Consider the following 24,877-nt stretch of genomic DNA (forward strand, 5'->3'; position numbering starts at 1 on the left):
TGGTTTCACCAAACATCAGGTGATTGCGGATTTCGTCGATATTCCGGTTCTCGCGAATCTGCCGGAAATACCAACCGCCATCGGCCGTGTCGCCGTACAGGCAGGCCCCGACCAGCACGTCGTCCTTGATCACCAGTTTTTTGTAGATCCCGCCGATCGGGTCGGAAAGGGTGATGGTTTCGGTGCCTTCGCCGCCCATGAAATCGCCGGCGGAGAACAGGTCAATGCCGGTGACTTTCAATTTGGTCGAGGTCACCGAGCCTTTGTAGCTGGCGAAGCCAAGCTGTGCGAGATGGTTGGCGCAGACCTTGGCCTGTTCGAACAGCGGCGCCACCAGACCATAGGCGATGCCGCGATGGCTGGCGCATTCGCCGATGGCGTAAACCCGTGGGTCGTAGGTTTGCAGGGTGTCGTTGACCAGAATCCCGCGGTTGCACGGGAGCCCGGAGCGTTCCGCGAGTTCGGTCGCGGGGCGGATGCCGGCGGCCATCACCACCAGGTCGGCGGGGATGCGGTCGCCGTTCTTGAACTCGACCGAGCCGACCCGGCCATTGCCGGCATCGTGCAGGGCTTGGGTTTGCTCGCGCAGGCGAAAGTGCAGGCCACGGTCCTCAAGCGCGGTTTGCAGCAGGCGGCCGCTGACGCTGTCCAGTTGCCGTTCCAGCAACCATTCACCGTTGTGCACCACGGTGACGTGCATGCCGCGCAGCATCAGGCCATTGGCCGCTTCCAGGCCGAGCAGGCCGCCACCGATGACCACCGCGTGCTTGTGGGTTTTGGCGGTGTTGATCATGGCTTGGGTGTCGGCGATGTCGCGGTAGCCGATCACGCCGTGCAACGTGTTGCCCGGGATCGGCAGGATGAACGGGGTCGAGCCGGTGGCGATCAGCAGGCGGTCGTATTCGGCCTCGGTGCCGTCGTCGGCGATGACCCGACGTTTGATCCGGTCGATTTCTACGACTCTGCGGTTGAGCAGCAACTTGATGTTGTTGTCCAGGTACCAGTCCAGGTCGTTGAGCGCGATCTCTTCGAAGGTTTGCTCGCCGGCCAGTACCGGCGACAGCAGGATGCGGTTGTAGTTGGTATGGGGTTCGGCACCGAAGACCGTGATGTCGTACAGCTCGTTGCTCAGCTTGAGCAGCTCTTCCAGGGTACGAACCCCGGCCATGCCGTTGCCGATCATCACCAGTTTTAGTTTTTTCATCAGGTTCTCCGGGGAGCTCGGCCCCGCCTCGACAGGGCGTTCAGGTCGTGCTCGACAAATTTTGCGCAAACAAAAAAAGGCGTCCCGCTAGTTGCCTAGCGAGGACGCCTTTGTCCTGGTCCCGTTCTCTCGGGAAGCGCATCCTTCGTCGTTGAAGGCTGGGCTTTATGTCTGTTGAGAGAGGTAATGCAGTGGTTGTGCCAAGTTGACCTACACCCGGTTTTGTTGGCTCGGAGTGCTTAATCAAAGGGGGCTTCTGCACCGAATCGAAGCGTGGTGCCCGCTAATGGAGCGGGTTGCTGATGGATTTGTGTTGGCTGTCAGTCCGCCTTCGCGAGCAAGCTCAGCTCCTACAGGTCGATCAACCCGCAACCTGTAGGAGCGAAGCTTGCTCGCGAAAGGCGCGACTCGGTCTAGCCGCGAAACAGCAAAACCAGCAGCACCATATTCACCAGCAGCGCCACCAACGCCAACGTCCGCCAGACCTTCACCGGCTCGCGCTCCAGCAGTGGCCGGGGCCGTACGCTCAAGCTGCGTCGTTCACCCTGTTCCAGCACCAATAACCATTCTTCCGCGGTTTCGAATCGCTCCGCCGGGTCCGCTGCCACCGCGCGCTCCAGGCTTTGTGCGATCCACTCGGGCAGGTCCGGGCGGTAGCGACTGGCGCTGACCGGTACACCAAACCGTGGACGCTGGAACGCTTCGATTTCGCCGTAGGGATAATGCCCGGTGAGCAGGAAATACAAGGTCACGCCGGTCGCATACAGATCCTGTTGCGGGCTCGGCGCGTCACCGCGAAAAGCTTCCGGCGCAATGTAGCTGGGTGTTCCGGGCAGGGTCGATGCCTGATCTTCAGACAGGCCAGGGCAGTAGGCCAGGCCGAAATCCAGCAACCGCAGCTCGCCGTCATCCCCCAGCAGCAGATTCTCCGGTTTGATGTCGCGATGCAGAATCTGCCGTCGATGCAACATACCGACCGCACGCAGCAAACGTTCCGCCAGATCCTGCCATTGGGCCAGCGGCAGCGTTGTGGTTCGCTCGGCCAGTTGCGCCAACGTCGAGCCGGAATATTCACGCATCACGTAGTACAAATGCTGACGCTGACTGGCGGCATGGACTTCAGGGAAATGCCGACCGGCCACGCGCTTGAGAAACCATTCCTCCGACAGCAAGGCTTGCCCGGCCAGGTGATCGTCGCGCAACGCGCCGGGCAGGGTTTTCAGCAGCCAGGGTTGTTGCTGAGCGTCGCGCACCCGATAGAGCAGCGACTGCTGGCTTTGGCCGAGTATTCCTTCGACGTGCCAGCCCTCAAACGTCTGGCCCGGTTTCAGCGCTGGCGGCAGTGGCCATTGCTGCACATGAATCAACGCATCGCCGATGCTCGTTTCACCGAGGGCATCGACCCGCACCAATAACGCGCTGGCGTTGTCCTGACTGCCCGCCAGATGCGCCGCATTCACCAGGGTTTGCGCGGCGCTGTGCAGATCCGGTTGATCGCGCAGAATCGCCGCAATCGCGGTGTCGCCCAGCACAGCCCAGATGCCGTCGCTGAGCAGCACGAAATGCTCATTCAGCCGCAGTTCGCCATCGAGAAAATCCAGCACCAGATGCTGATCGAGGCCGAGCGCCCGTTTGAGCACATGCTGCATGCCCGGTTGATCCCAGACGTGGTCCTCCGTGACCCGCTGCAATTGATCGGCGTGCCAGCGATAAACCCTGCAGTCACCGACATGCGCCAAGGTAAAACGCCTGCCGCGCACGACCAGGGCACTGACCGTGGTCAGCAGCGGTTGCCCACCGCCATTGGCCTGCAACCAGCGATTTTGTGCCAGCAGCAAACGATCCAGTGCCTGGGCGACACCCCAGGTTTCCGGGGTGGCGTAGTAGTCCAGCGCCAGCGCCTGCAAGGTCGAACGTGCCGCGAGGCCGCCATCGGCGCACTGGCTGACGCCGTCGGCGATGGCGAACAGGTAACCCTTGCTCGCCGCCAGTGCCGGGGCCGGCGTCACCAGGCGCAGGGCGTCCTGGTTCTCCTCGCGCGGACCGATGGCGCTGGCTTCGGCAAAACTCAGTTGCAGGCTCATTCAGCCCTCACACCCGCGCAGCAGTGACGGCCGCGGAACCCCAAGTGGTTCTCCAGCGACGCTTCACACCGTGCAGACCGAACCAGGCGAGGACGCCGAGGCTGGCGAACAACCACAGCGCCAGTTGATAACTGCCGGTGCTTTGCTTGATCGCGCCCATGCCTGCCGCGAGGGCGAAGCCGCCGATGCCACCGGCCATGCCGATCAAGCCGGTCATCACACCGATCTCGCGACGAAAACGTTGCGGGACCAATTGGAAAACCGCGCCGTTACCGGCACCCAGGCCGAGCATCGTGCAGACGAAAAGTGCCAGCGCCGCGTAGGAACTCGGCAAGTTGAAACCCACCGCCGCAATGCAGATCGCCGCCACCGTGTACATCGCCAGCAATGTGCGGATCCCGCCGAAGCGGTCGGCCAGTGCACCGCCCAGAGGCCGCATCAAACTGCCGCCAAACACGCAGGCCGCCGTGTAGTAACCGGCAGTCACCGGGCTCAGGCCGTATTGGTCGTTGAAGTAGCCGGGCAGGGCGCTGGCCAGGCCGATGAAGCCGCCAAAGGTCACGCTGTAGAAAAACATGAACCACCAGCTGTCGCGGTCGCCCAGGGCTTTGAAATAGTCGGACACCGACTTGGCTTTCGGCCGTTCAGGCGCGTTTTTGGCCAGCCAGGCGAAGACGATGATGGTCAGGATCAGCGGGATCAGCGCGAAGCCGAACACGTTGCTCCAGCCGAACGCGGCGGCCAGCACCGGAGCGATCAGCGCGGCCAGCACGGTGCCCGAGTTACCGGCCCCGGCGATGCCCATGGCCTTGCCTTGATGCTGCGGCGGATACCACTGCGACGCCAGCGGCAGGGCCACGGCGAACGACGCGCCCGCCATGCCGAGGAACAGGCCCAGCAGCAGCGCTTGTTCGTAACTTTGGATGCCGTGCTTCCAGGCGACGAACAGGGCGCAGATGACGATCACCTGGCCGATCAGCCCGGCGGTTTTTGGCGACAGGCGATCCGCCAGCATGCCCATGATAAAGCGCAGTACGGCCCCGGCCAGAATCGGCGTGGCCACCACCAGCCCGCGTTGTTGGGTGGTCAGGTGCAGGTCGGCGGCGATCTGCACCGCCAGAGGGCCGAGCAGGTACCAGACCATGAAACTCAGGTCGAAATAGAGGAAGGCCGCGAACAGGGTCGGGGTATGGCCGGATTTCCAGAAGCTTGAATTCATCGCGCACCTCAGCTGTGAGTCGTCTCGAGAAGGAGTCATGAGCTTGCAGGTGGGGGGCCGCAACGGCCGCACCACCGGCCCCGGTCTGTGGGGCCAAAACAAAAAAACGCCGCCACCCGATTCGCCATGGGCAAATGAGGTGAGCGACGTCTTTGTCGTAGGTGGGGCAACCGCCGTTGGTTACCTGTAGTGATTGCTTAGCGAGATTTGTGCCAACAGTCCGAGACCGGGTCGACCCTTTCGCGGGCAAGCCTCGCTCCTACAGTTCGAACGCAATTCCTCTGTAGGAGCGAGGCTTGCCCGCGAAGGGGCCTTCAGCCGAGCAGCTCACTCATCGCAATGATCTGCTCCGCCACCTGAATCAGCTTCTGCTGCCGGCTCATGGCCTGGCGGCGCATCAGCGTGTAGGCCTCTTCTTCGTTGCAGTCCTTCATCTTCATCAGCAGCCCCTTGGCCAGCTCGATGCGCTTGCGCTCGGCCAGTTGCTGGTCGCGGGCGTGCAGTTGCGCACGCAGGGCCTGGTCGCTTTCGAAGCGTGCCATGGCTACGTCGAGAATCGGCTGCAAGCGTTGTGCGTGGATGCCTTCGACGATGTAGGCGCTGACCCCGGACTTGATCGCCTGACGCATCACGTCGGGGTCATGTTCGTCGGTAAACATCACAATCGGCCGTGGCTGGTCTCGACTCACCAGCACCACTTGCTCCATCACATCGCGGCTCGGTGACTCGGTATCGATCAAAATCACATCCGGACGCACCGTTTCGACGCGCGCGGGCAGGTCGATGGTCAGGCCGGACTCGTCGATGACCTCGAATCCGGCTTCGGTCAGGGCGGCCTTCAAGCGGCCGACTTTCTTCGCGGTGTCGTTGATCAGCAGGATACGCAGCATGTTCGTAGTCTCCTGTCAGCGGCTGGCGAGTAGGGGCGAGCTGTCGCTCATGGCGTGCAGTTTGAAGCTGCGGGCATATCCGGCCGGGTCCGAGCCGTCCCAGATTTTGCCGTCGATCAACTGGCTGCTGCGCATTTCCCTGGCCGAAGAATCGACATCGACCGCGCTGGCTGCCTCTCGATACAAGTCTAGTTGCTGGACCTGACGGGCCACGGCGAGGTAGTCCGGGTCGTCGCGCAGCAAACCCCAGCGACGGAACTGGGTCATGAACCACATGCCGTCGGACAGGTAAGGCTGATTGACCTCGCCAGCGCCATGGAAGCGCAGCGCGTGCAGGTCTTGCCAGCGGTTGCCGAGGCCGTCGGCGTAGTCGCCGAGCAGGCGCGGTTCGATGCAGTCGAGCGGCGCGTCCAGGTATTGGGGGGCGCTCAGCAACTGCGCGGTGCTGCGGCGATTCTCGACGCTTTCTTCAATGAAGCGGCTGGCCTCCAGAATCGCCTTCACCAGCGCCCGGGCGGTGTTGGGGTATTGCTCGACGAAGGCGCGGGTGCAGCCGAGGACTTTTTCCGGATGATCGGGCCAGATGGTCTGGGTCGTTGCCATGGTGAAGCCGAGATTGTGTTTCACGGCGCTGGCGGACCAGGGTTCACCGACGCAGAAACCGTCGATTCGCCCGGCTTGCAGGTGCGCGACCATTTGCGGCGGCGGCACCACCACACTGTCGACGTCGTGCAACGGATGAATGCCCTGGCTCGCCAGCCAGTAATACAGCCACATGGCGTGGGTGCCGGTCGGAAAAGTCTGGGCGAAGGTGAGTTTTGGGCGAGTTTGGTGCACGTGGCGGTCCAGTGCTTCAGGACCGGTCACGCCCAACGCCTGCAAGCCGTGGGAAAGGTTGATGCTCTGGCCGTTCTGGTTCAGGCCCATGAGCACCGCCATCTCGGTCGGCGCCACGCCGCCGATGCCCAGGTGCACGGCGTAGATCAAACCGTACAGGCTGTGGGCGGCATCGAGTTCGCCGCTGACCAGTTTGTCCCGCAGGTTGGCCCAGGAAGACTGGCGCTTGAGATTCAAGGTCAGGCCGTAGGGCTGGGCGAAGCCCTGAGTGGCGGCGACCACCACCGAGGCGCAATCGCTCAAGGCCATGAAACCGAGGTTGATGTCGGTCTTTTCCGGGGCATCGCTGCCGTTGACCCAGGCCAGAGGGCCCGCTGTGGTTTCATTCATCGCAAAACACCTTCCAAAAAAAACGTCGTCCCAGGCCTTCGCGCAAGCAAAGCCGGGTGACGACGCCATTGTCCTTCCACTCATCCCGTCGTTGGCATGAGTGCTGATGCCTGTGTTGGTGCAAGGCATATGCCATCGCTTGCTGATTTTGTCGCGCGCCTCGCTTGCGACCCCGATGCCCGGCTATAATCGCCGCCTCATTTCGCCGCCATTCGAGTCAACGCCGCCCATGTACACCCTGGCCCGTCAGCTGTTGTTCAAACTTTCCCCGGAAACCTCCCACGATCTGTCCCTGGACCTGATCGGCGCGGGCGGGCGTTTGGGCCTCAACGGCTTGCTGTGCAAGGCGCCGGCAAAAATGCCGGTAAGCGTCATGGGCCTGGACTTCCCGAACCCCGTGGGTCTGGCCGCCGGTCTGGACAAGAACGGCGCGGCCATCGACGGTTTTGCCCAGTTGGGTTTTGGTTTTGTCGAAATCGGCACCATCACGCCGCGTCCACAGCCGGGCAATCCGAAACCACGGATTTTCCGTTTGCCGGAAGCTGAAGCGATCATCAACCGCATGGGCTTCAACAACCTCGGCGTCGATCACCTGCTGGCCCGCGTGGCTGCGGCCAAGTACAAGGGCGTGCTGGGCATCAACATCGGCAAGAACTTCGATACCCCGGTCGAGCGTGCGGTCGACGATTACCTGATCTGCCTGGACAAGGTCTACGCCCACGCCAGCTATGTGACGGTCAACGTCAGCTCGCCGAACACCCCGGGCCTGCGCAGCCTGCAGTTCGGTGATTCGCTCAAGCAATTGCTGGCTGACCTGGCGACTCGTCGTGCCGAGCTGGCGTTGCGTCACGGTAAACATGTTCCGTTGGCGATCAAGATCGCACCGGACATGACCGACGAAGAAACCGCACAAGTCGCTCAAGCGCTGATCGAAACCGGGATGGACGCGGTGATCGCCACCAACACCACCCTGAGCCGCGTTGGCGTCGAAGGCATGGAATACGGTGACGAGGCGGGCGGTCTGTCCGGGGCGCCGGTTCGTGACAAGAGCACCCACACCGTGAAGGTGCTGGCGGCCGAGTTGGCGGGTCGTTTGCCGATCATCGCCGTGGGCGGCATCACCGAAGGCAAGCATGCCGCCGAGAAAATCGCGGCGGGTGCGAGCCTTGTGCAGCTCTATTCCGGCTTCATCTACAAAGGCCCGGCGCTGATTCGCGAGTCCGTGGACGCCATCGCCGCCCTGCGCTAAACCCCGTATCTGTAGGAGCGGCCGGGCGGCGTTCCGTTTGCCGGCGATAGCGTCCTCAAGATCGCCATCGCCGGCAAGCCGGCTCCTACAGTGACTTTGGCGTCCTCGAGATCGCTTTCGCAGCATTGCATAACCCTTGTAGGAGCCGGCTTGCCGGCGATGGCGGTGGGTCAGCGACACATGTATCGCCTGATAGGACGCCATCGCCGGCAAGCCGGCTCCTACAGGGGTTGTGTCTGGCCGAAGAGCAGGCATAAAAAAGGGCCCCTTGAAGGAGCCCCTGGGCCGAAGCCCGCCGCCCGGATGGGGCGTGCGTGGTAAGTCGTTACGTAATCAGGTTGTCGTGTCGGAGTGTGTGCCCTGTGTTAGCCGACGGCGTGAAGTTCGTTGAGTCTATGGATTCCCGCAGTGCCGGTCATACCGTCCCAGTTGTCGCCGCGTCCTTCTCGCCAGCCGTTAATCCAGGCTTGGCGTACTGACGGTAGAGTAAATGGGCAAAGCTCACGGGATTTGCCACCAACGCCATATTGATATCCGCGCAAAAATGCTCTTTCCAACGGATCACGCTTAAGTCTTCTCATAGGGTGTTGCCCTCACTTGTTGACTGTATGTATCGCGTTGACCTCAATCGAGGTCTGGCAGAAATGTCTGCCGTTGGGGGGCTCGCTGCCGGCGTGGCGAGCCAAGGTGTTGACGTCCGTTGTGGCGCCAACCTGTATTGAGTTCTAACCAATGCGTCACATCGAGGGAATGATCGTTTTGTCATAAGGACGTAACCATAAAGATGCTATGGCCATAAGTAACACGATGTTTGTCCCGTGTTTATTAGCCAAAGCCCTGTATGATCGGCCCCCCGCAGGATGATGGGGTTAATCCTTTAGTGAGAATGCCTCGCGTTGGTCTCGGGCATTATTCGACGAAGGGTCGAGTTATGACATTTTGTTGCATCAACTTTTTTATCTGCCCGTGCATCTAAGCTCTTCTAACCTGAGCAGCACGGGTGGGACGGCACACCTTCGTGCCACGCGGGCGCTCTTTTAGAAAAGCGCCTGATTGAAAACCGGGCCGGCAATGCGTTGTCGGTTCACTTAGCCAAAGGCTCTGAAATTCCAATGTCCGATCAATTCGAAATCTTCCTCACTTGCCCCAAAGGCCTCGAAGGCCTGCTCATCGAGGAAGCCGTCGGGCTTGGCCTTGAAGAAGCGCGTGAGCACACCTCTGCCGTGCGCGGCATGGCGACCATGGAAACCGCTTATCGCCTGTGCCTGTGGTCGCGTCTGGCGAACCGGGTGCTGCTGGTGCTCAAGCGTTTCCCGATGAAGGACGCCGAAGACCTGTATCACGGCGTGCTCGATATAGAGTGGCAAGACCACATGCTCAACGACGGCACCCTGGCCGTCGAGTTCAGCGGTCACGGTTCGGGCATCGATAACACGCACTTCGGCGCCCTGAAAGTCAAAGACGCCATCGTCGACAAACTGCGCACTCCGCAGGGCGACCGTCCGTCCATCGACAAACTCAACCCGGACCTGCGCATTCACCTGCGCCTGGACCGTGGCGAAGCGATCCTGTCCCTCGACCTCTCCGGCCACAGCCTGCACCAGCGTGGCTATCGCCTGCAGCAAGGCGCGGCGCCGCTGAAGGAAAACCTCGCGGCCGCCATCCTGATCCGTTCCGGCTGGCCGCGCATTGCTGCCGACGGCGGCGCGCTGGCTGACCCGATGTGCGGTGTTGGTACGTTCCTCGTCGAAGCGGCGATGATCGCCACCGATATGGCACCGAACCTGCGTCGCGAGCAGTGGGGTTTCACCGCGTGGCTTGGCCACGTGCCGGCGCTGTGGAAAAAGCTTCACGAAGAAGCCACCGAGCGCGCTGCGGCCGGTCTGGCCAAGCCACCGCTGTGGATTCGTGGCTACGAAGCCGACCCGCGCCTGATTCAACCGGGCCGCAACAACGTCGAGCGTGCCGGCCTGAGCGAGTGGATCAAGATCTACCAGGGCGAAGTCGGCACCTTCGAGCCGCGTCCGGACCAGAACCAGAAAGGCCTGGTGATCTGCAACCCACCGTACGGCGAGCGTCTGGGCGACGAGGCGAGCTTGCTCTACCTCTACCAGAACCTCGGCGAGCGTCTGCGTCAGGCCTGCCTGAACTGGGAAGCGGCGGTGTTCACCGGCGCGCCGGACCTGGGCAAGCGCATGGGCATCCGCAGCCACAAACAGTATTCGTTCTGGAACGGCGCGTTGCCGTGCAAGCTGCTGCTGATCAAGGTCACACCGGATCAGTTCGTCACCGGCGAGCGTCGCACCCCGGAACAGCGTCAAGTCGAGCGCGAACAGGCGGAATACGATCAGGCGCCGAACGAGCCGCAGGAACGCCAGTACAACAAAAACGGTAACCCGATCAAACCGGCCGCGGCACCCGCTCCGGTGATCGAGCAACCGCGTTTGAGCGAAGGCGGGCAAATGTTTGCCAACCGCCTGCAAAAGAACCTCAAGGCGCTGGGCAAGTGGGTCAAGCGTGAAGGCATCGACTGCTATCGCGTCTACGATGCCGACATGCCGGAATACTCGATGGCCATCGACCTGTATCAGGATTGGGTCCACGTCCAGGAATACGCCGCGCCGAAATCCATCGACCCGGAAAAAGCCTCGGCGCGCATGTTCGATGCACTGGCAGCCATTCCGCAGGCATTGAACATCGACAAGAACCGCGTAGTGGTCAAGCGTCGCGAGCGTCAGAGCGGCACCAAGCAGTACGAGCGCCAGGCGGCGCAAGGCAAATTCGTCGAGGTCAACGAAGGTGGCGTGAAGCTGCTGGTCAACCTCACCGACTACCTCGACACCGGGCTGTTCCTCGACCACCGGCCAATGCGCATGCGCATCCAGAAAGAGGCGGCCGGCAAGCGCTTCCTCAATCTGTATTGCTACACCGCGACGGCCAGCGTCCACGCAGCCAAGGGCGGCGCGCGTAGTACGACCAGCGTCGACTTGTCGAAAACCTACCTCGACTGGGCGCGTCGCAACCTGTCGCTGAACGGTTTCTCCGACAAGAACCGTCTGGAGCAGAGCGACGTGATGGTCTGGCTGGATGCCTGCCGTGACGAGTTCGACCTGATCTTCATCGACCCGCCGACCTTCTCCAACTCCAAGCGCATGGAAGGGATCTTCGACGTGCAGCGCGATCAGGTGCAGTTGATCGACCTGGCCATGGCGCGACTGGCGCCGGGTGGCGTGTTGTACTTCTCCAACAACTTCCGCAAGTTCGCGCTCGAGGAAAACCTCACCGAGCGTTACGCGGTCGAGGAGATCACGACCCAGACCATCGATCCGGACTTCGCCCGCAACGGCAAGATCCACCGGGCCTGGAAAATCACTGCGCGTTGACAGTTTTTTGCATTGGATCCACAGAGCCTTGATTTTTAAAGGCTCTTGGCTTCTTTCAGTGCTGGTCAAATTGATGGCTAATAGCTATAACTCATCGCATGGCCAATGGGCTTTTCCGGCACCTGGCGTTTTGAGTTGCCTCTATGTCGTTGCACGCCGTGCGCCCAAAGATCCTGGGTTTTATCAGTGAAGACGTCTCGGCCTGGCTGGTCGCGCTGTTTGTATTGGTCGTCGGCGGGGTACTCACCGGGTTGCTCGCCTGGTCGACCCTGAATCTGTTTCACCAACAATTACGGCAACGTTTCCAACTGCTGGCCAGTGAACGTTACAGCCGTATCGAAGAACGCTTCGAAGATCAGGAGCAGCGCCTCGATGGCCTGCGCCGGTTCTTTGTCAATTCCGATTCGGTTGCCCGCGAGGAATTCGACGGTTACACCCAACCTTTGCTGCACCGGACTCAGGCCTATTCGTTCGCCCTGCGGGTCAGCCGTGCCGAGCGGGCGGAGTTTGAGCGTCGGGTGCGGAAAGAGGGGGTACCCGATTTCAACATTCGTGAGCTCAATGCCGACGGTCAGCTGCAATTGGCGGCGGAGCGCGATGAGTATGTCGCGGTGCTGTACAGCCAGACCCAGAGCAAGCTCGGCTCACCGTTGGGCTACGATCTGGCCGCGCAGCCCCTGCGCCGTGCCACCCTGGACCGGGCGGACCAGCATGGCCAGATGGCGGTGTCGCAGCCGATGCATCTTGTCGCTATCGAGCCGGCTTATGCACGGGGCGTGTTGCTGGTGGCGCCGGTCATGCCACGCAAAAGTCCAGACACGAAACCTTACGGTTATGTGATGGCGGTGATCAGCATGCGGCAGTTGCTGGCCGATGGCTTGCCGGAAGCGGGCCGTGATTATCTGTCAGTGCGAATCCTCGACCTGTCCATCGACGATCAGCACGAAGTGCTTTACGAATCGCCCAACGGCCCTGCCGTCAGTGAGTTGTCCGCGACCCGGCTGCTGCGGCTGGCCGACCATGACTATCAGGTCGACATCCAGCCCAGCGAGGCTTTCCTGCAAGCCAACCACTCTTCGGTCAGCAGCCTGGTGGTGCTGGGTGGGTTGCTCAGTCTGTTGCTCAGCTCACTGCTTTATGTGTTGGTCAGTCAGCGGCAACGTGCGCTGAAAATGGTCGAGCAGCGGACCCAGGAGTTGCGCGCCCGAGAGCAGGAGCTGCGCGGTACCCATGGTCAACTGCGTGGCGTATTGAATGCCGCGACCCAGGTGGCGATCATCGCCACCGACCTGCGCGGCGTCATCAGCACGTTCAACGCCGGGGCGGAGCAGATGCTCGGCTATTCAAGCGTGGAAGTGGTGGGGCACATGACCCTGGAAAACCTGCACCTGCCCCGGGAGCTTGCCGCGCGTTCGGCCGAGTTGAGTGCACGTTATGGCAAACCGATTCCGACCTGCCAGGCGATGTTGGTCGAGGGCGGCGAGGAGGGCGGTCACGAGGCGCGGGAGTGGACGCTGGTGCGTGGCGATGGCAGCCATTTGACGGTGAACATGCTGGCGACCCCGGTGCTCGACGAGCAAGGTTTGTGGGTCGGGCACCTGGCGATCTGCATCGACGTCACCGAGCGCAAACGGGTGTACGAAGCGCTCGCCGCACGGGATTTGCTCTTGAAGAAACTCAGCGCCCATGTGCCCGGCGGGATTTACCAGTTCAAGATGGAATTCGACGGGCGCTTCAGTGTGATCTACGCCAGCGACGGCATCCGCGATATCTACGAGCTTGAGCCGGATGTCTTGTTGCTCAACGCCGAAGCGATTTTCACCCGGATTCACCCCCAGGACACCACCCGGGTCCGCGCTTCGATCCGGGCGTCGGCGGACACGCTCAGCCCGTGGCGCGAAGAGTACCGCGTGCAGTTGCCGGTGCGGGGGGTGCGCTGGGTCCGTGGCGAAGCGACCCCGGAGGAACTGCCCGGCGGCGGCGTGCTCTGGCATGGCTATATCTCGGACATCTCCGACCTCAAGCGCGTCGAAGAAGAGCTGCGGGCGCTGTCGATCACCGACTCGCTGACCGGGATCCACAACCGTCGCTACTTCCAGGAGCGCCTGACCACCGAGATGGTTCGTGTGGAGCGCGGTGGCGGCGAGTTGTCGGTGATCATGCTCGACATCGACCATTTCAAACGCATCAATGACCAGCATGGCCACGCCGTGGGTGATCGGGTGTTGCAGGCGGTGTGCGAGCGCATCGGCAATCGCCTGCGTCGCACCGATGTGTTCTGTCGCCTGGGCGGTGAAGAGTTCATGGTGCTCTGCCCGGACATCGATGGCGAACAAGCCTATGGGCTGGCGCTGGAGTTGTGGCAGGGCTTGCGCAGTTCACCGATCGACGATGTCGGGGTCGTCACAGCGAGTTTCGGCATTGCCAGTTGGCGTGTCGACGAGGGCGCGGATGCGCTGCTGCTGCGGGCGGACTCGGGGGTGTATGCGGCGAAACAGGCGGGGCGGGATCGGGTTCAGGGCGAGTTGGGTTAAGTCGGGGCTACACACAACCCCCTGTGGGAGCTAGCCTGCTAGCGATAGCGGTGTGTCAGTCAATACATGTGCCGACTGACACACCGCTATCGCTAGCAGGCTAGCTCCCACATTGGATTTGAGGTGTGCTTACAACACTGAAGCGGTATCCGGCAGTTTCGGCTGGCGATACAGGTCCAGCAGCACCTGATCCAGCACCGACGATGCTCCAAACGGGGCCTTGTCGTTGAGGATCGCCACCACCGCCCAGGTGTTGCCATTGACGTCGCGGCTGAAGCCGGAGATCGCGCGCACGGTGTTCAGGGTGCCGGTCTTGACGTGGGCTTCGCCGCGCATCGCGGTGGTCTTCAGGCGTTTGCGCATGGTGCCGTCGGTGCCGGCAATCGGCATCGAACTGATGAACTCGGCAGCGTACGGGCTATGCCACGCGGCTTGCAGCATCGCCGCCATTTCACGGGCGCTCACGCGTTCTGCGCGGGACAGGCCGGAACCGTTTTCCATCACCAGGTGCGGCGCGGTAATGCCTTTCTTCGCCAGCCACTGACGCACCACGCGCTGGGCCGCTTTGGCGTCATCGGCGTCGGCGTCGGTGCGGAATTTCTGGCCCAGGCTCAGGAACAGCTGCTGCGCCATGGTGTTGTTACTGTATTTATTGATGTCGCGGATGACTTCCGCCAGGTCCGGCGAGAAGGCGCGAGCCAGGACCTTGGCGTCTTTCGGCGTAGGCGCCAGAACGTCCCTGCCCTGAATGCTGCCGCCCAGTTCCTTCCAGATCGCCCGGACGGCACCGGCGGTGTACGTCGCGTGGTCGAGCAGCGACAGGTAAGTCTGCGAGCTGCAGCCTTCGCCCAACTGCCCGCCAACGGTCACGGTGACGCTGCCGTCGGCCTGGGTCACCGGGTTGTAACGCACGCCACCGGTGCATTGCTTGCCGTTGACGGCCTTGACCTGGTTTTCGATGCGGATGCTGGCAATCGGCGGCTCTACCGAGATCAGCACTCGGCCGTTGTCGTTGCGCGCGACGAAGCGCAGGGCCTTGAGGTTGACCAGCAGCGAATCGGGTTTGACCAGGAACGGTTTGTTCTCGTCATTGCCGTCATCGTTGAACTCCGGCAGTTGCGGTTGCACGAAGAAGCCACGATCCAGCACCAGGTCGCCGGTGACTTGCGTCACGCCGTTGGCCCGCAGATCGCGCATCAGCAGCCAGAGTTTTTCCATGTTCAGCTTCGGATCGCCGCCACCCTTGAGGTAGAGGTTGCCGTTGAGAATGCCGCCGCTGAGGGTGCCGTCGGTGTAGAACTCGGTTTTCCATTGGTGGTTCGGGCCGAGCATTTCCAGCGCTGCATAGGTGGTCACCAGTTTCATGGTGGACGCCGGGTTGACCGAGACGTCAGCGTTGAAAATGGTCGGGGTGCCAGGACCGTTGAGCGGGATCATCACCAGCGACAGGGCGTTGTCCTGCAGCTTGCTGGCCTTGAGGGCTTTTTCGACGTTGGGCGACAGCGCGGTGTTGATGGTGGCGGCGGAAACGGGGAGGGCCAGCGGGAGAAGAAGACTGGCCAGCAGCAGTGGACGCAAAGATTTGATCATCTGAAATAAAACCCTACAGCCGAGGGGAAAAAAGACGAGGGCATGAAGATAATTTCCCTCAGTGGTCATGAAAGTGTCGGCATTATGCCCCAAGGTGTAGCGGCTTGTGCCGTGCCCGCGCCTTCTAATCCGCTATTTTTTTACCGGCGGTAACGCGTTGCGCCCAGAGAGTCGGGCAATTGGCGGCTTAAACTGCTAAAGTGCCGCCCGTTATTACTTATGAGGATTGTTCCAATGGCGACTAACCGTTCCCAGCGTCTGCGCAAAAAACTGTGCGTCGATGAATTTCAAGAGCTGGGTTTCGAACTGAACCTGGATTTCAAAGAAGATTTGGCTGATGAAGCCATTGATGCTTTCCTCGACGCGTTCCTGAAAGAAGCCATGGAAGCCAACGGTCTGGGCTATGTTGGCGGCGACGACTTCGGTCTGGTTTGCCTGCAGAAACGTGGCTCGGTGTCCGAAGAGCAGCGTGCAGCTGTTGAAGCCTGGCTCAAAGGCCGCAGCGAACTGACTGAAGTCACCGTCAGCCCGCTGATCGACGTCTGGTACCCGGAAAAGCCGATCAATCCGGTAGCTTGATGTCATAAAAAACGGCGACCCAAGGGTCGCCGTTTTTTTATGCCTGTCAGAAACCACCGCCCGCTCCCCTGTGGGAGCGAGCCTGCTCGCGATGGACTTCAGAGCACCGCGGGGTATCAGATTCCCCGCGTAATCGTTAACGTCCATCGCGAGCAGGCTCGCTCCTACAGGGGACGGTGTGTATCAAGCAGCCTTGCGCCAATTCAGGATCACCAGCGTCAACACCCCCGCCACAATCCCCCAGAACGCCGAACCCACGGAAAACAGCGTCAACCCCGACGCCGTGACCATAAAGGTGATCAGCGCCGCTTCGCGTTCCTTCACTTCGGCCATCGAAATGCTCAAGCCATTGATGATCGAGCCGAACAACGCCAGTGCCGCAATCGACAGCACCAGTTCTTTGGGCAGCGCGGCAAACAGCGCCGCCAGCGTTGCGCCGAATACCCCGGCAATCCCGTAGAAAACCCCGCACCACACGGCGGCCGTGTAACGCTTGTTGCGGTCTTCGTGGGCATGCGGCCCGGTGCAGATCGCCGCGCTGATGGCGGCCAGGTTGATCCCGTGGGAACCGAACGGCGCCAGCAGCAGCGAGGCGATGCCCGTCGTAGTAATCAGCGGCGAGGCCGGCACGGTGTAGCCGTCGGCGCGCAGCACCGCAATGCCTGGCATGTTCTGCGAGGTCATCGCCACCACGAACAATGGAATGCCGATGCTGATGGTCGCGGCCAGGGAGAAGTGCGGCGTGGTCCAGACCGGCGTCGCCACTTCCAGGTGAAACGCGCTGAAATCCAGCAGCCCCATGAACCCTGACAGCGCCGTACCGATCAGCAGCGCAGCGAGTACCGCGTAGCGCGGCGTCAGGCGCTTGACCACCAGGTAGGTGAAAAACATCCCCAGCACCAGCGCGGTGCGATGTTGGGCGGCGACGAAGATTTCGCTGCCGATCTTGAACAGAATCCCGGCCAGCAACGCGGCAGCCAATGAGGCAGGAATCTTCTTCACCAGGCGTTCGAAGCTGCCGGTCAAGCCACACACGGTGACCAGCACCGCACAGGTCATGTAGGCGCCAATGGCTTCGCCGTAACTCACACCGCCCAGGCTGGTGATCAGCAACGCCGCGCCGGGTGTCGACCACGCGATGGTGATCGGCGTGCGATAACGCAGTGACAGGCCAATCGAACACACCGCCATGCCAATGGAAATCGCCCAGATCCACGACGAAATCTGCCCGCTGGTCAGGCCTGCCGCTTGCCCGGCCTGGAACATCAGCACCAGGGAGCTGGTGTAGCCGGTCATCATCGCGATGAACCCGGCGACGATGGCGGAAGGGGACGTGTCCGCCAATGGGCGGAGCTGCGTGTGCGTGGCGTCGTTCATGACAACGGTGTTCCTTAATACGTACGAAAATACCCAAAGCAACACAAACCCCTTGTAGGAGCGAGCGGTGCGGCGTTCCGACTTGCCCGCGAAGGCGTCATATCATTCAACATTGATGTCAACTGACACGACGCCTTCGCGGGCAAGCCTCGCTCCTACAAGGGGATCGTATTCGCTGCGGATTCTGCGGATAAGCCTAAACTCAAACGTAAGCAATCGTTGCGATACAGCAAAGGCGACAAACAGCCGTACAGTCGTGTTGCCACCATCCATTGTGTACAATCGCGGTGTTTTTTACGCGATACTTGCCAGCGACCCACTGTGCCGTATTACAGTCACGGTCAATTCGCCGCAGTTCTCCCGACTCGAGTGCCCATGAACGAACAGTTGCAACCCCTCAAGAAACAACCGCGAGCAGGCAAAGCCGGCCGCAGCGGTACCCAGGACGATATTGTCTACGCGCATATCTTCGAGGCCATCCTCGAACAGCGCCTGGCGCCCGGCACCAAGTTGAGCGAAGAAGCGCTGGGGGAAATTTTCGGGGTCAGTCGCACCATCATTCGCCGCGCGCTGTCGCGCCTGGCCCATGAAGGCGTCGTGCTGTTGCGGCCGAATCGCGGCGCCGTGGTTGCCAGCCCGAGTGTCGAAGAAGCGCGCCAGGTGTTCCTCGCCCGCCGTCTGGTCGAGCGTGCGATCACTGAACTGGCCGTGCAGCACGCCACCGCCGAGCAGATCGCCGAATTGCGGCAGATGGTCAACGACGAGCGTGACAGCTTTTCCCGTGGCGATCGCGGTGCCGGCATTCGTCTGTCGGGCGAATTCCACCTGAAACTGGCCGAAGCAGCGAAGAATGCACCGCTGATCAGCTTCCAGCGCAGCCTGGTGTCCCAGACTTCGTTGATCATCGCGCAATACGAAAGCGGCAACCGTTCGCACTGTTCCTATGACGAACACACCCAACTGATCGACGCGATCGAAGCGCGCAACGGTGAGCTGGCGGTGAACCTGATGATGCATCACATGGACCACATCGACAGCAAGCTCAACCTCGACGAAGAAAGCGCGTCGGATGATTTGCACGCGGTGTTCTCGCATTTGTTGCAGACCAAGAAGCCAGGGCGTTCGCCGGCGAAAATCTGATAGACCGCGTCGCGCCCATCGCGAGCAGGCTCGCTCCCACATTGGAATGCATTTCCCTGTGGGAGCGAGCCTGCTCGCGATAGCAATCTGACAGGCAATAAAAATCCCCCAGGCTCTACGGCGATGGGGGATTTTTTTATGCCCGAAAATCCTTAGCGCTGATGCACCTGATTCCCCGCCGCATACGTCTGCAACACCGTCCGGTCATCCCCCAGCGTCATCAACACAAACAACGTCTCGGCAATGTTGTTCGCCTGCTTCAAGCGGTAGCTCAGCAACGGCGTGGCGTTGTAATCCAGCACCAGGAAGTCGGCGTCGGTGCCCGGTTGCAGTGTGCCGATCTTGTCCTCAAGCCTCAGTGCCCGTGCGCCGCCCAGCGTCGCCAGGTACAACGATTTGAACGGGCTCAGTCGCGCCCCTTGCAGTTGCATGACCTTGTACGCCTCGTTCAACGTTTGCAGCAGCGAGAAACTGGTGCCGCCACCCACATCGGTGCCGATGCCGACATTGAGTTTGTGCTTCTCGGCCATCGGCAGGTTGAACAGGCCACTGCCGAGGAAGAAGTTCGAGGTCGGGCAGAACGAGATGGCCGAGCCGGTTTCTGCCAATCGCGCGCATTCGTCATCGCACAGGTGCACGCCGTGGGCGAAGACCGAGCGCTCGCCGAGCAACTGGTAGTGATCGTAGACGTCCAGGTAGCCTTTGCGCTCCGGGAACAGTTCCTTGACCCACTCGATTTCCTTGAGGTTTTCGCTGATGTGGGTCTGCATGTACAGGTCCGGATATTCACTCAGCAACTGGCCGGCGAGGGTCAGTTGTTCCGGGGTGCTGGTCGGGGCGAAACGCGGCGTGACGGCGTAGTGCAAGCGACCCTTGCCGTGCCAGCGCTCGATCAGCGCCTTGCTTTCGACGAAACTGGATTCGGCGGTGTCGGTCAGGTAGTCCGGCGCGTTGCGGTCCATCATCACCTTGCCGGCGATCATCCGCAGGTCCAGCTGTTCAGCCGCTTCGAAGAACGAGTTCACCGATTGCGGGTGCACGCTGCCGAACACCAGCGCAGTGGTGGTGCCGTTGCGCAGCAGTTCCTTGATGAAAATGTCTGCGACTTCGTCGGCGTGAGTCTTGTCGGCGAACTGGCTTTCACACGGGAAGGTGTAAGTGTTGAGCCAGTCCAGCAATTGCTCGCCGTAGGCACCGACCATGCCGGTTTGCGGCAAGTGGATGTGGGTGTCGATGAAACCGGGGGTGATCAGCGCGTCCTGATAATGAGTGATCTCGATATCGGCGGGCAGGGTTGGCAGCAATTCGCTGGCGTGACCGAGCGCGCTGATCTGGCCGTTATCGACCACCAGCAAACCGTCTTCGAAATACTCGTACGAGGCTTCGATCCCCACTTCAGCGGGGTCGGCGATGCTGTGCAGGATGGCGGCGCGGTAGGCTTTGCGAGTCAGAGGCATGGGCGTTCTCAATTAGAGGCTTGGCTGCGGCGTGAAGCAGGCAGCAATTTGGCAATCGACGATCCGGCGCTGGCGGTGTGCTGGCCGAAATTCGCGTTATAGGTGGCGATGATTTCGCCGGCGATGGAGATGGCGATTTCCACAGGCAATTTGCCTTTGACTTCGCCGATGCCCATCGGGCAGCGCATGCGTTGCAGCACGCTGCTGTCAAAACCACGGTCGCGCAGGCGGTGTTCGAACTTCACCCGTTTGGTTTTCGAACCGATCAGGCCGAAGTAGGCGAAGTCGTTGCGCTTGAGGATCGCAGCGGTGAGTTCAAGGTCGAGCTGATGATTGTGGGTCATGACGATGCAGTAGCTGCCGGCGGGCAGGTCGTCGATTTCATCCACCGGCTCTTCGGCGACGATTTTGCGCACGCCGTGGGGGATCTGTTCAGGGAATTCATCTTCCCGCGAGTCGATCCAGCGCACCCGGCAGGGCAGGCTGGCGAGCAGCGGCACCAGTGCGCGACCGACATGGCCGGCGCCGAACACGGCGATCTGCGCCTGGACCTGGCCCATCGGTTCGAACAGCAATACGGTCACGCCGCCGCAGCACTGGCCGAGGCTGGCGCCGAGGCTGAAGCGCTCCAGGTGCGTGTCCTGTTTGCCGCTGGCGAGCATTTCGCGGCCGATCTGCATGGCCTTGTATTCCAGATGCCCGCCACCGATGGTGTCGAAGGTCTGGCTGGCGCTGATGACCATTTTCGAACCGGCATTGCGCGGCGTCGAGCCGAGCTCTTCGATGATGGTCACCAACACGCAGGGTTCACCGCGGTTTTGCAGGTCGGCGAGGGCGTCGATCCAGTTGTACATATTCACCTCAACATTTCTGTTGTCTATCCGGGCCTAATCGCTAGCAGGCTAGCTCCCACAGTTGATCGCATTCCCCTGTGGGAGCTAGCCTGCTAGCGATTGGCCGCGCCTCGGTCTTAGAGCGAAGCCAACTCGGTTTCGGTTTCAACGGCCTTCGCCGCCTTCAACTGCCGCATCTGCTCACAGCCCCACAACACCCGCTCCGGCGTCGCCGGCGCATCGATTTTCGGTTGATGTTTGTAATCACCCAGACTCGCCACGGCGTCCTTGATCGCACACCACGACGCGATGCCGAGCATGAACGGCGGCTCGCCCACAGCCTTGGAATGGAACACCGTGTCTTCCGGGTTCTTGCGGTTTTCCACCAGCTTCACCCGCAGGTCCAGCGGCATGTCGGCCACCGCCGGAATCTTGTAGCTCGCCGGGCCGTTGGTCATCAGTTTGCCCTTGGCATTCCAGACCAGTTCTTCCATGGTCAGCCAGCCCATGCCCTGGATGAAACCGCCCTCGACCTGACCGATGTCGATGGCCGGGTTCAGCGAGGCGCCGACGTCGTGGAGGATGTCGGTGCGCAGCATTTTGTACTCGCCGGTCAGCGTATCGACGATCACTTCGCAGCACGCCGCGCCGAACGCGTAGTAGTAGAACGGCCGACCACGTGCCTGGCTGCGGTCGTAGAAGATTTTCGGGGTCTTGTAGAAACCGGTGCTCGACAGCGACACCTGAGCGAAATACGCCTGCTGAATCAGCGCTTCGAACGTCAGGATGTGATCGCGAACCCGTACGTGACCGTTGTGGAATTCCACGTCTTCTTCGCTGACCTTGTATTGCCGTGCGGCGAATTCCACCAAGCGTTTCTTGATGATTTCCGCCGCGTTTTGCGCAGCTTTGCCGTTCAAGTCAGCACCGCTGGAGGCGGCGGTCGGCGAGGTGTTCGGCACCTTGTCGGTGTTGGTCGCGGTGATCTGCACGCGGTCCATTTCCACCTGGAACACTTCGGCCACGACCTGCGCGACTTTGGTGTTCAAGCCCTGGCCCATTTCCGTGCCGCCATGGTTCAGGTGGATGCTGCCGTCGGTGTAGACGTGCACCAGCGCACCGGCCTGGTTGAGGAAACTGGCGGTGAAGGAAATACCGAATTTCACCGGGGTCAGCGCCAGGCCTTTTTTCAGGATCGGGCTGTTGGCGTTGTAGCGGCGGATCGCTTCGCGGCGCTCGGCGTACTGGCTGCTTTCTTCCAGTTCGGCGGTCATTTCCTCGAGCATGTTGTGCTCGACGGTCTGGTAGTAATGGGTGACGTTGCGCTCGGTCTTGCCGTAGTAGTTGGCCTTGCGCACCGCCAGCGGGTCGAGGGCCAGATGCCGGGCAATCGCGTCCATCACTTCTTCGATGGCGACCATGCCTTGCGGGCCGCCGAAGCCACGGTAAGCGGTGTTCGATGCGGTGTTGGTCTTGCAGCGGTGACCGTTGATGGTTGCATCGCCGAGGTAGTACGAGTTGTCGGCGTGGAACATCGCACGGTCGACAATCGAGTTCGACAGGTCCGGCGAGCAGCCGCAGTTACCCGCCAGTTCCAGCTGGATGCCGTGCAGGCGCCCGCTGTCGTCAAAGCCCACGTCGTACTCGACATAGAACGGGTGACGCTTGCCGGTCATCAGCATGTCTTCAACGCGCGGCAGGCGCATTTTGGTTGGCTGGCCGGTGAGGTGCGCGATGACGGCGCACAAACATGCCGGGCTCGCCGCCTGGGTTTCCTTGCCGCCGAAACCACCGCCCATGCGGCGCATGTCGACGACGATTTTGTTCATCGACACGTCCAGCACTTCCGCCACCAGTTTCTGTACTTCGGTGGGGTTTTGCGTGGAGCAGTAGACGATCATCCCGCCGTCTTCAGTGGGCATCACCGACGAGATCTGCGTTTCGAGGTAGAAGTGCTCCTGGCCGCCAATGTGCAGCGTGCCCTGGATACGATTTTTCGCTGTCGTCAACGCGCCCGCTGAATCACCACGTTCATGGGTGTGACTGTCCAGCACGAAATGCTTCTTGCGAAAGGCCTCGACCACGTCCAGCACCGGTTCCAGGTCTTCGTATTCGATCACTGCGGCCATGGCGGCTTTGCGTGCGGTCTCCAGGTCACGAGCGGCAACGGCCAGTACCACCTGACCGACGAACTGCACGGTGTCGATGGCCAGCAACGGGTCACCGGGCATCAGCGGGCCGATGTCTTTCAGCCCCGGCACGTCTTCGTGGGTGATGGCGATGCGCACGCCTTCGAAGGCGTAGCAAGGCTTGGTGTCGATGCTGATGATTTTCGCGTGGGCGCGGTCCGACAGCCGTGCGTAAACGTGCAGCTGGTTCGGAAATTCCAGACGGTCGTCGATGTACTGCGCCTCACCGGACACATGCTTGGCGGCGCTGTCGTGCTTGACGCTGCGGCCGACGCCGGTGGTCAGGTCCTTGGCGAACAGTTCAGCCAATTCGGCTTGGGTCTTCTCTACAGCGTGATGATTAGACATAAGCGGTCACCCGAGTCTCGATGTGCGGCGTTTGCAGTTCAATGAAGTATTTGCGCAGCAGGTTTTGTGCACTGAGCAGGCGGTATTCCTTGCTGGCGCGGAAGTCCGAGAGCGGCGTGAAATCTTCGGCCAGTGCGGCGCAGGCGCGTTCGACGGTGGCGTTGTTGAACGGTGAACCGAGTAACACGGCTTCGCAGTTGGCGGCGCGTTTCGGGATGGCAGCCATACCGCCGAAGGCAACGCGTGCGTCGGCGATCACACCGTTTTCCAGGCGGATGTTGAAGGCGGCGCAAACGGCGGAAATGTCATCGTCCAGACGCTTGGAAACCTTGTACGCACGGAACAGTTGTTCGGCGCTGGCACGGGGCACGATGATCTTCTCGATGAACTCGCTTTCCTGACGCGCGGTGACGCGGTAATCGATGAAGTAATCTTCCAGGGCCAGGGTGCGGCGGGTTTCGCCCTTGCACAGCACAATTTGCGCGCCCAAGGCGATCAGCAGCGGTGGCGAGTCACCGATCGGCGAGGCGTTGCCAATGTTGCCGCCGAGGGTGCCCTGGTTGCGGATCTGCAACGAAGCGAAGCGATGCAGCAATTCGCCGAAGTCCGGGTACTCGGCGTTCAAGGCTTCATAGCAATCGGAGAGGGCAGTGGCGGCGCCGATTTCCAGGCGATCGTCAAAGCGTTCGATGCGCTTCATCTCGGCGACGTTGCCGACGTAAATCATCACCGGCAGCGTGCGGTGGAACTGCGTGACTTCCAGCGCCAGGTCCGTACCGCCAGCCAGCAGCCGGGCCTGTGGATAAGCGTCGTAGAGGTCGGCCAGGTCGGCGACGGTCAGCGGCACCAGGCAGCGCTTGTCGCCGCTGTTGAGTTCGCCGATATCGGTCGGCGCGATGGCCTTCAGACGTGCAATGGTCTCGGCTTCGCGAGCGTCGAATTGATCGGGTTGCTTGCCGCAGCAGGATTGCTCGGCAGCTTGCAGAATCGGCCGATAGCCGGTGCAGCGGCAGAGGTTGCCGGCCAGTGCTTCGTGCGCTTTATGCGAGTCCGGTTGTTCGCTGTTCTTTTGCAGCGCGAACAGCGACATCACGAAACCGGGGGTGCAGAAGCCGCATTGCGAGCCGTGGCACTCGACCATGGCTTTCTGCACGCTGTGCAGTTCGCCTTGGTGCTTGAGGTCTTCGACGCTGATCAGTTGTTTGCCATGCAGCGACGAAACGAACGTCAGGCACGAGTTGAGGCTGCGATAGCGAATGTGTTCGCGGCCATCGTCATCCGTTTGCAACTCGCCGACCACCACGGTGCAGGCGCCGCAGTCACCGCTGGCGCAGCCTTCTTTGGTGCCGGGTTTGCCCACATGGTCGCGCAGATAATTGAGCACGGTCAGGTTTGGGTCCAGGGCGTGCTCGCTACGGAGTTCCTGGTTAAGTAAAAACTGGATCACGGAAGGCCTCGCAGACTCATTATTGTTGTTAACCGACTTGGACCGAATTTATCAGGTCTGACTTTGCGGTCAATGATTTTCTGACTTAAAGGTCAGGAAATAGCATTTTGTCGATCAACGACTCGTT

16 protein-coding genes and 1 pseudogene are annotated in these 24,877 nt (G+C 61.2%); 5 read left to right on the forward strand and 12 right to left on the reverse strand.

Going from position 1 to position 24,877, the window contains the following annotated elements:
* Positions 1-4 precede the first annotated feature (4 nt).
* From J4E42_RS09285 to J4E42_RS09305, 5 genes and pseudogenes are all read right to left on the reverse strand, one after another.
* A pseudogene (locus J4E42_RS09285) lies at positions 5-1,204 on the reverse strand (NAD(P)/FAD-dependent oxidoreductase); the annotation flags it as partial.
* A gap of 413 nt (positions 1,205-1,617) precedes the next feature.
* A complete protein-coding gene (locus tag J4E42_RS09290; RefSeq protein WP_207285045.1) occupies positions 1,618-3,288 on the reverse strand; it encodes a bifunctional protein-serine/threonine kinase/phosphatase in 1,671 nt (556 codons plus the stop codon).
* 7 nt (positions 3,289-3,295) lie between these two features.
* A complete protein-coding gene (locus J4E42_RS09295) occupies positions 3,296-4,507 on the reverse strand; it encodes a NarK/NasA family nitrate transporter (protein ID WP_008027395.1) in 1,212 nt (403 codons plus the stop codon).
* A 314-nt stretch (positions 4,508-4,821) separates the two neighbouring features.
* Positions 4,822-5,397 (reverse strand): ANTAR domain-containing response regulator, encoded by a 576-nt coding sequence (locus J4E42_RS09300; RefSeq protein WP_008027390.1) that lies wholly within the window; start codon positions 5,395-5,397, stop codon positions 4,822-4,824.
* Positions 5,398-5,412: 15 nt separating this feature from the next.
* A complete protein-coding gene (locus J4E42_RS09305) occupies positions 5,413-6,624 on the reverse strand; it encodes a CmpA/NrtA family ABC transporter substrate-binding protein (RefSeq protein WP_008027389.1) in 1,212 nt (403 codons plus the stop codon).
* 229 nt (positions 6,625-6,853) lie between these two features.
* On the opposite strand from J4E42_RS09305, the gene J4E42_RS09310 reads away from it, so the two are divergent.
* Complete coding sequence (locus J4E42_RS09310) at positions 6,854-7,873, forward strand: quinone-dependent dihydroorotate dehydrogenase (RefSeq protein ID WP_032832392.1); 1,020 nt, start codon at positions 6,854-6,856, stop codon at positions 7,871-7,873.
* A 365-nt stretch (positions 7,874-8,238) separates the two neighbouring features.
* Here J4E42_RS09310 and rmf read toward each other — a convergent pair whose 3' ends face one another.
* A complete protein-coding gene (rmf, locus tag J4E42_RS09315) occupies positions 8,239-8,454 on the reverse strand; it encodes a ribosome modulation factor (RefSeq protein WP_003223300.1) in 216 nt (71 codons plus the stop codon).
* 531 nt (positions 8,455-8,985) lie between these two features.
* Here rmf and rlmKL point away from each other — a divergent pair.
* Positions 8,986-11,256 carry a bifunctional 23S rRNA (guanine(2069)-N(7))-methyltransferase RlmK/23S rRNA (guanine(2445)-N(2))-methyltransferase RlmL gene (rlmKL, locus tag J4E42_RS09320; protein ID WP_207285046.1) on the forward strand — a complete coding sequence of 757 codons (2,271 nt, stop codon included), beginning with the start codon at positions 8,986-8,988 and terminating at the stop codon, positions 11,254-11,256.
* A 143-nt stretch (positions 11,257-11,399) separates the two neighbouring features.
* Positions 11,400-13,790 (forward strand): GGDEF domain-containing protein, encoded by a 2,391-nt coding sequence (locus J4E42_RS09325; RefSeq protein ID WP_207285047.1) that lies wholly within the window; start codon positions 11,400-11,402, stop codon positions 13,788-13,790.
* Between the two features lie 129 nt (positions 13,791-13,919).
* Here the strand turns inward: J4E42_RS09325 and dacB are convergent, their stop codons facing one another.
* Complete coding sequence (gene dacB / locus J4E42_RS09330; protein ID WP_207285048.1) at positions 13,920-15,380, reverse strand: D-alanyl-D-alanine carboxypeptidase/D-alanyl-D-alanine-endopeptidase; 1,461 nt, start codon at positions 15,378-15,380, stop codon at positions 13,920-13,922.
* Positions 15,381-15,614: 234 nt separating this feature from the next.
* Between dacB and J4E42_RS09335 the strand changes: the two genes are divergently transcribed.
* A complete protein-coding gene (locus J4E42_RS09335) occupies positions 15,615-15,959 on the forward strand; it encodes a YggL family protein (RefSeq protein ID WP_008027379.1) in 345 nt (114 codons plus the stop codon).
* A 183-nt stretch (positions 15,960-16,142) separates the two neighbouring features.
* Here J4E42_RS09335 and J4E42_RS09340 read toward each other — a convergent pair whose 3' ends face one another.
* Positions 16,143-17,336: a benzoate/H(+) symporter BenE family transporter gene (locus tag J4E42_RS09340; protein WP_207285049.1), complete on the reverse strand. Its 1,194-nt coding sequence runs from the start codon at positions 17,334-17,336 to the stop codon at positions 16,143-16,145.
* A 375-nt stretch (positions 17,337-17,711) separates the two neighbouring features.
* Between J4E42_RS09340 and J4E42_RS09345 the strand changes: the two genes are divergently transcribed.
* Positions 17,712-18,476, forward strand: coding sequence for a GntR family transcriptional regulator (locus J4E42_RS09345; RefSeq protein ID WP_008027375.1), 765 nt, complete (start codon positions 17,712-17,714; stop codon positions 18,474-18,476).
* 152 nt (positions 18,477-18,628) lie between these two features.
* On the opposite strand, the gene guaD is transcribed toward J4E42_RS09345, so the two are convergent.
* The 4 genes from guaD to xdhA all read right to left on the reverse strand — a co-directional run bounded on the left by guaD (position 18,629) and on the right by xdhA (position 24,750).
* Positions 18,629-19,933 (reverse strand): guanine deaminase, encoded by a 1,305-nt coding sequence (gene guaD / locus J4E42_RS09350; protein WP_207285051.1) that lies wholly within the window; start codon positions 19,931-19,933, stop codon positions 18,629-18,631.
* 8 nt (positions 19,934-19,941) lie between these two features.
* Positions 19,942-20,787: a xanthine dehydrogenase accessory protein XdhC gene (gene xdhC / locus J4E42_RS09355; RefSeq protein WP_008027370.1), complete on the reverse strand. Its 846-nt coding sequence runs from the start codon at positions 20,785-20,787 to the stop codon at positions 19,942-19,944.
* 116 nt (positions 20,788-20,903) lie between these two features.
* A complete protein-coding gene (gene xdhB, locus J4E42_RS09360) occupies positions 20,904-23,303 on the reverse strand; it encodes a xanthine dehydrogenase molybdopterin binding subunit (RefSeq protein ID WP_192416913.1) in 2,400 nt (799 codons plus the stop codon).
* Complete coding sequence (xdhA, locus tag J4E42_RS09365) at positions 23,296-24,750, reverse strand: xanthine dehydrogenase small subunit (protein WP_008037760.1); 1,455 nt, start codon at positions 24,748-24,750, stop codon at positions 23,296-23,298. Before xdhA ends, xdhB begins: the two co-directional genes overlap by 8 nt.
* Between the last annotated feature and the right edge of the window lie 127 nt (positions 24,751-24,877).

It is taken from the genome of Pseudomonas sp. FW300-N2A2 (genome assembly GCF_017351735.1).
Classification (GTDB): Bacteria; Pseudomonadota; Gammaproteobacteria; order Pseudomonadales; family Pseudomonadaceae; genus Aquipseudomonas; species Aquipseudomonas migulae.

Bases quoted from the DNA above. Each gene is read 5' to 3' on its own strand.
- xdhB (WP_192416913.1), bottom strand. From the start codon at position 23,303: ATGTCTAATCATCACGCTGTAGAGAAGACCCAAGCCGAATTGGCTGAA.
- xdhC (WP_008027370.1), bottom strand. From the start codon at position 20,787: ATGTACAACTGGATCGACGCCCTCGCCGACCTGCAAAACCGCGGTGAA.
- J4E42_RS09290 (WP_207285045.1), bottom strand. From the start codon at position 3,288: ATGAGCCTGCAACTGAGTTTTGCCGAAGCCAGCGCCATCGGTCCGCGC.
- J4E42_RS09345 (WP_008027375.1), top strand. From the start codon at position 17,712: ATGAACGAACAGTTGCAACCCCTCAAGAAACAACCGCGAGCAGGCAAA.
- J4E42_RS09325 (WP_207285047.1), top strand. From the start codon at position 11,400: ATGTCGTTGCACGCCGTGCGCCCAAAGATCCTGGGTTTTATCAGTGAA.
- J4E42_RS09310 (WP_032832392.1), top strand. From the start codon at position 6,854: ATGTACACCCTGGCCCGTCAGCTGTTGTTCAAACTTTCCCCGGAAACC.
- J4E42_RS09300 (WP_008027390.1), bottom strand. From the start codon at position 5,397: ATGCTGCGTATCCTGCTGATCAACGACACCGCGAAGAAAGTCGGCCGC.
- rlmKL (WP_207285046.1), top strand. From the start codon at position 8,986: ATGTCCGATCAATTCGAAATCTTCCTCACTTGCCCCAAAGGCCTCGAA.
- J4E42_RS09340 (WP_207285049.1), bottom strand. From the start codon at position 17,336: ATGAACGACGCCACGCACACGCAGCTCCGCCCATTGGCGGACACGTCC.
- J4E42_RS09305 (WP_008027389.1), bottom strand. From the start codon at position 6,624: ATGAATGAAACCACAGCGGGCCCTCTGGCCTGGGTCAACGGCAGCGAT.
- rmf (WP_003223300.1), bottom strand. From the start codon at position 8,454: ATGAGAAGACTTAAGCGTGATCCGTTGGAAAGAGCATTTTTGCGCGGA.
- dacB (WP_207285048.1), bottom strand. From the start codon at position 15,380: ATGATCAAATCTTTGCGTCCACTGCTGCTGGCCAGTCTTCTTCTCCCG.
- J4E42_RS09335 (WP_008027379.1), top strand. From the start codon at position 15,615: ATGGCGACTAACCGTTCCCAGCGTCTGCGCAAAAAACTGTGCGTCGAT.
- J4E42_RS09295 (WP_008027395.1), bottom strand. From the start codon at position 4,507: ATGAATTCAAGCTTCTGGAAATCCGGCCATACCCCGACCCTGTTCGCG.
- guaD (WP_207285051.1), bottom strand. From the start codon at position 19,933: ATGCCTCTGACTCGCAAAGCCTACCGCGCCGCCATCCTGCACAGCATC.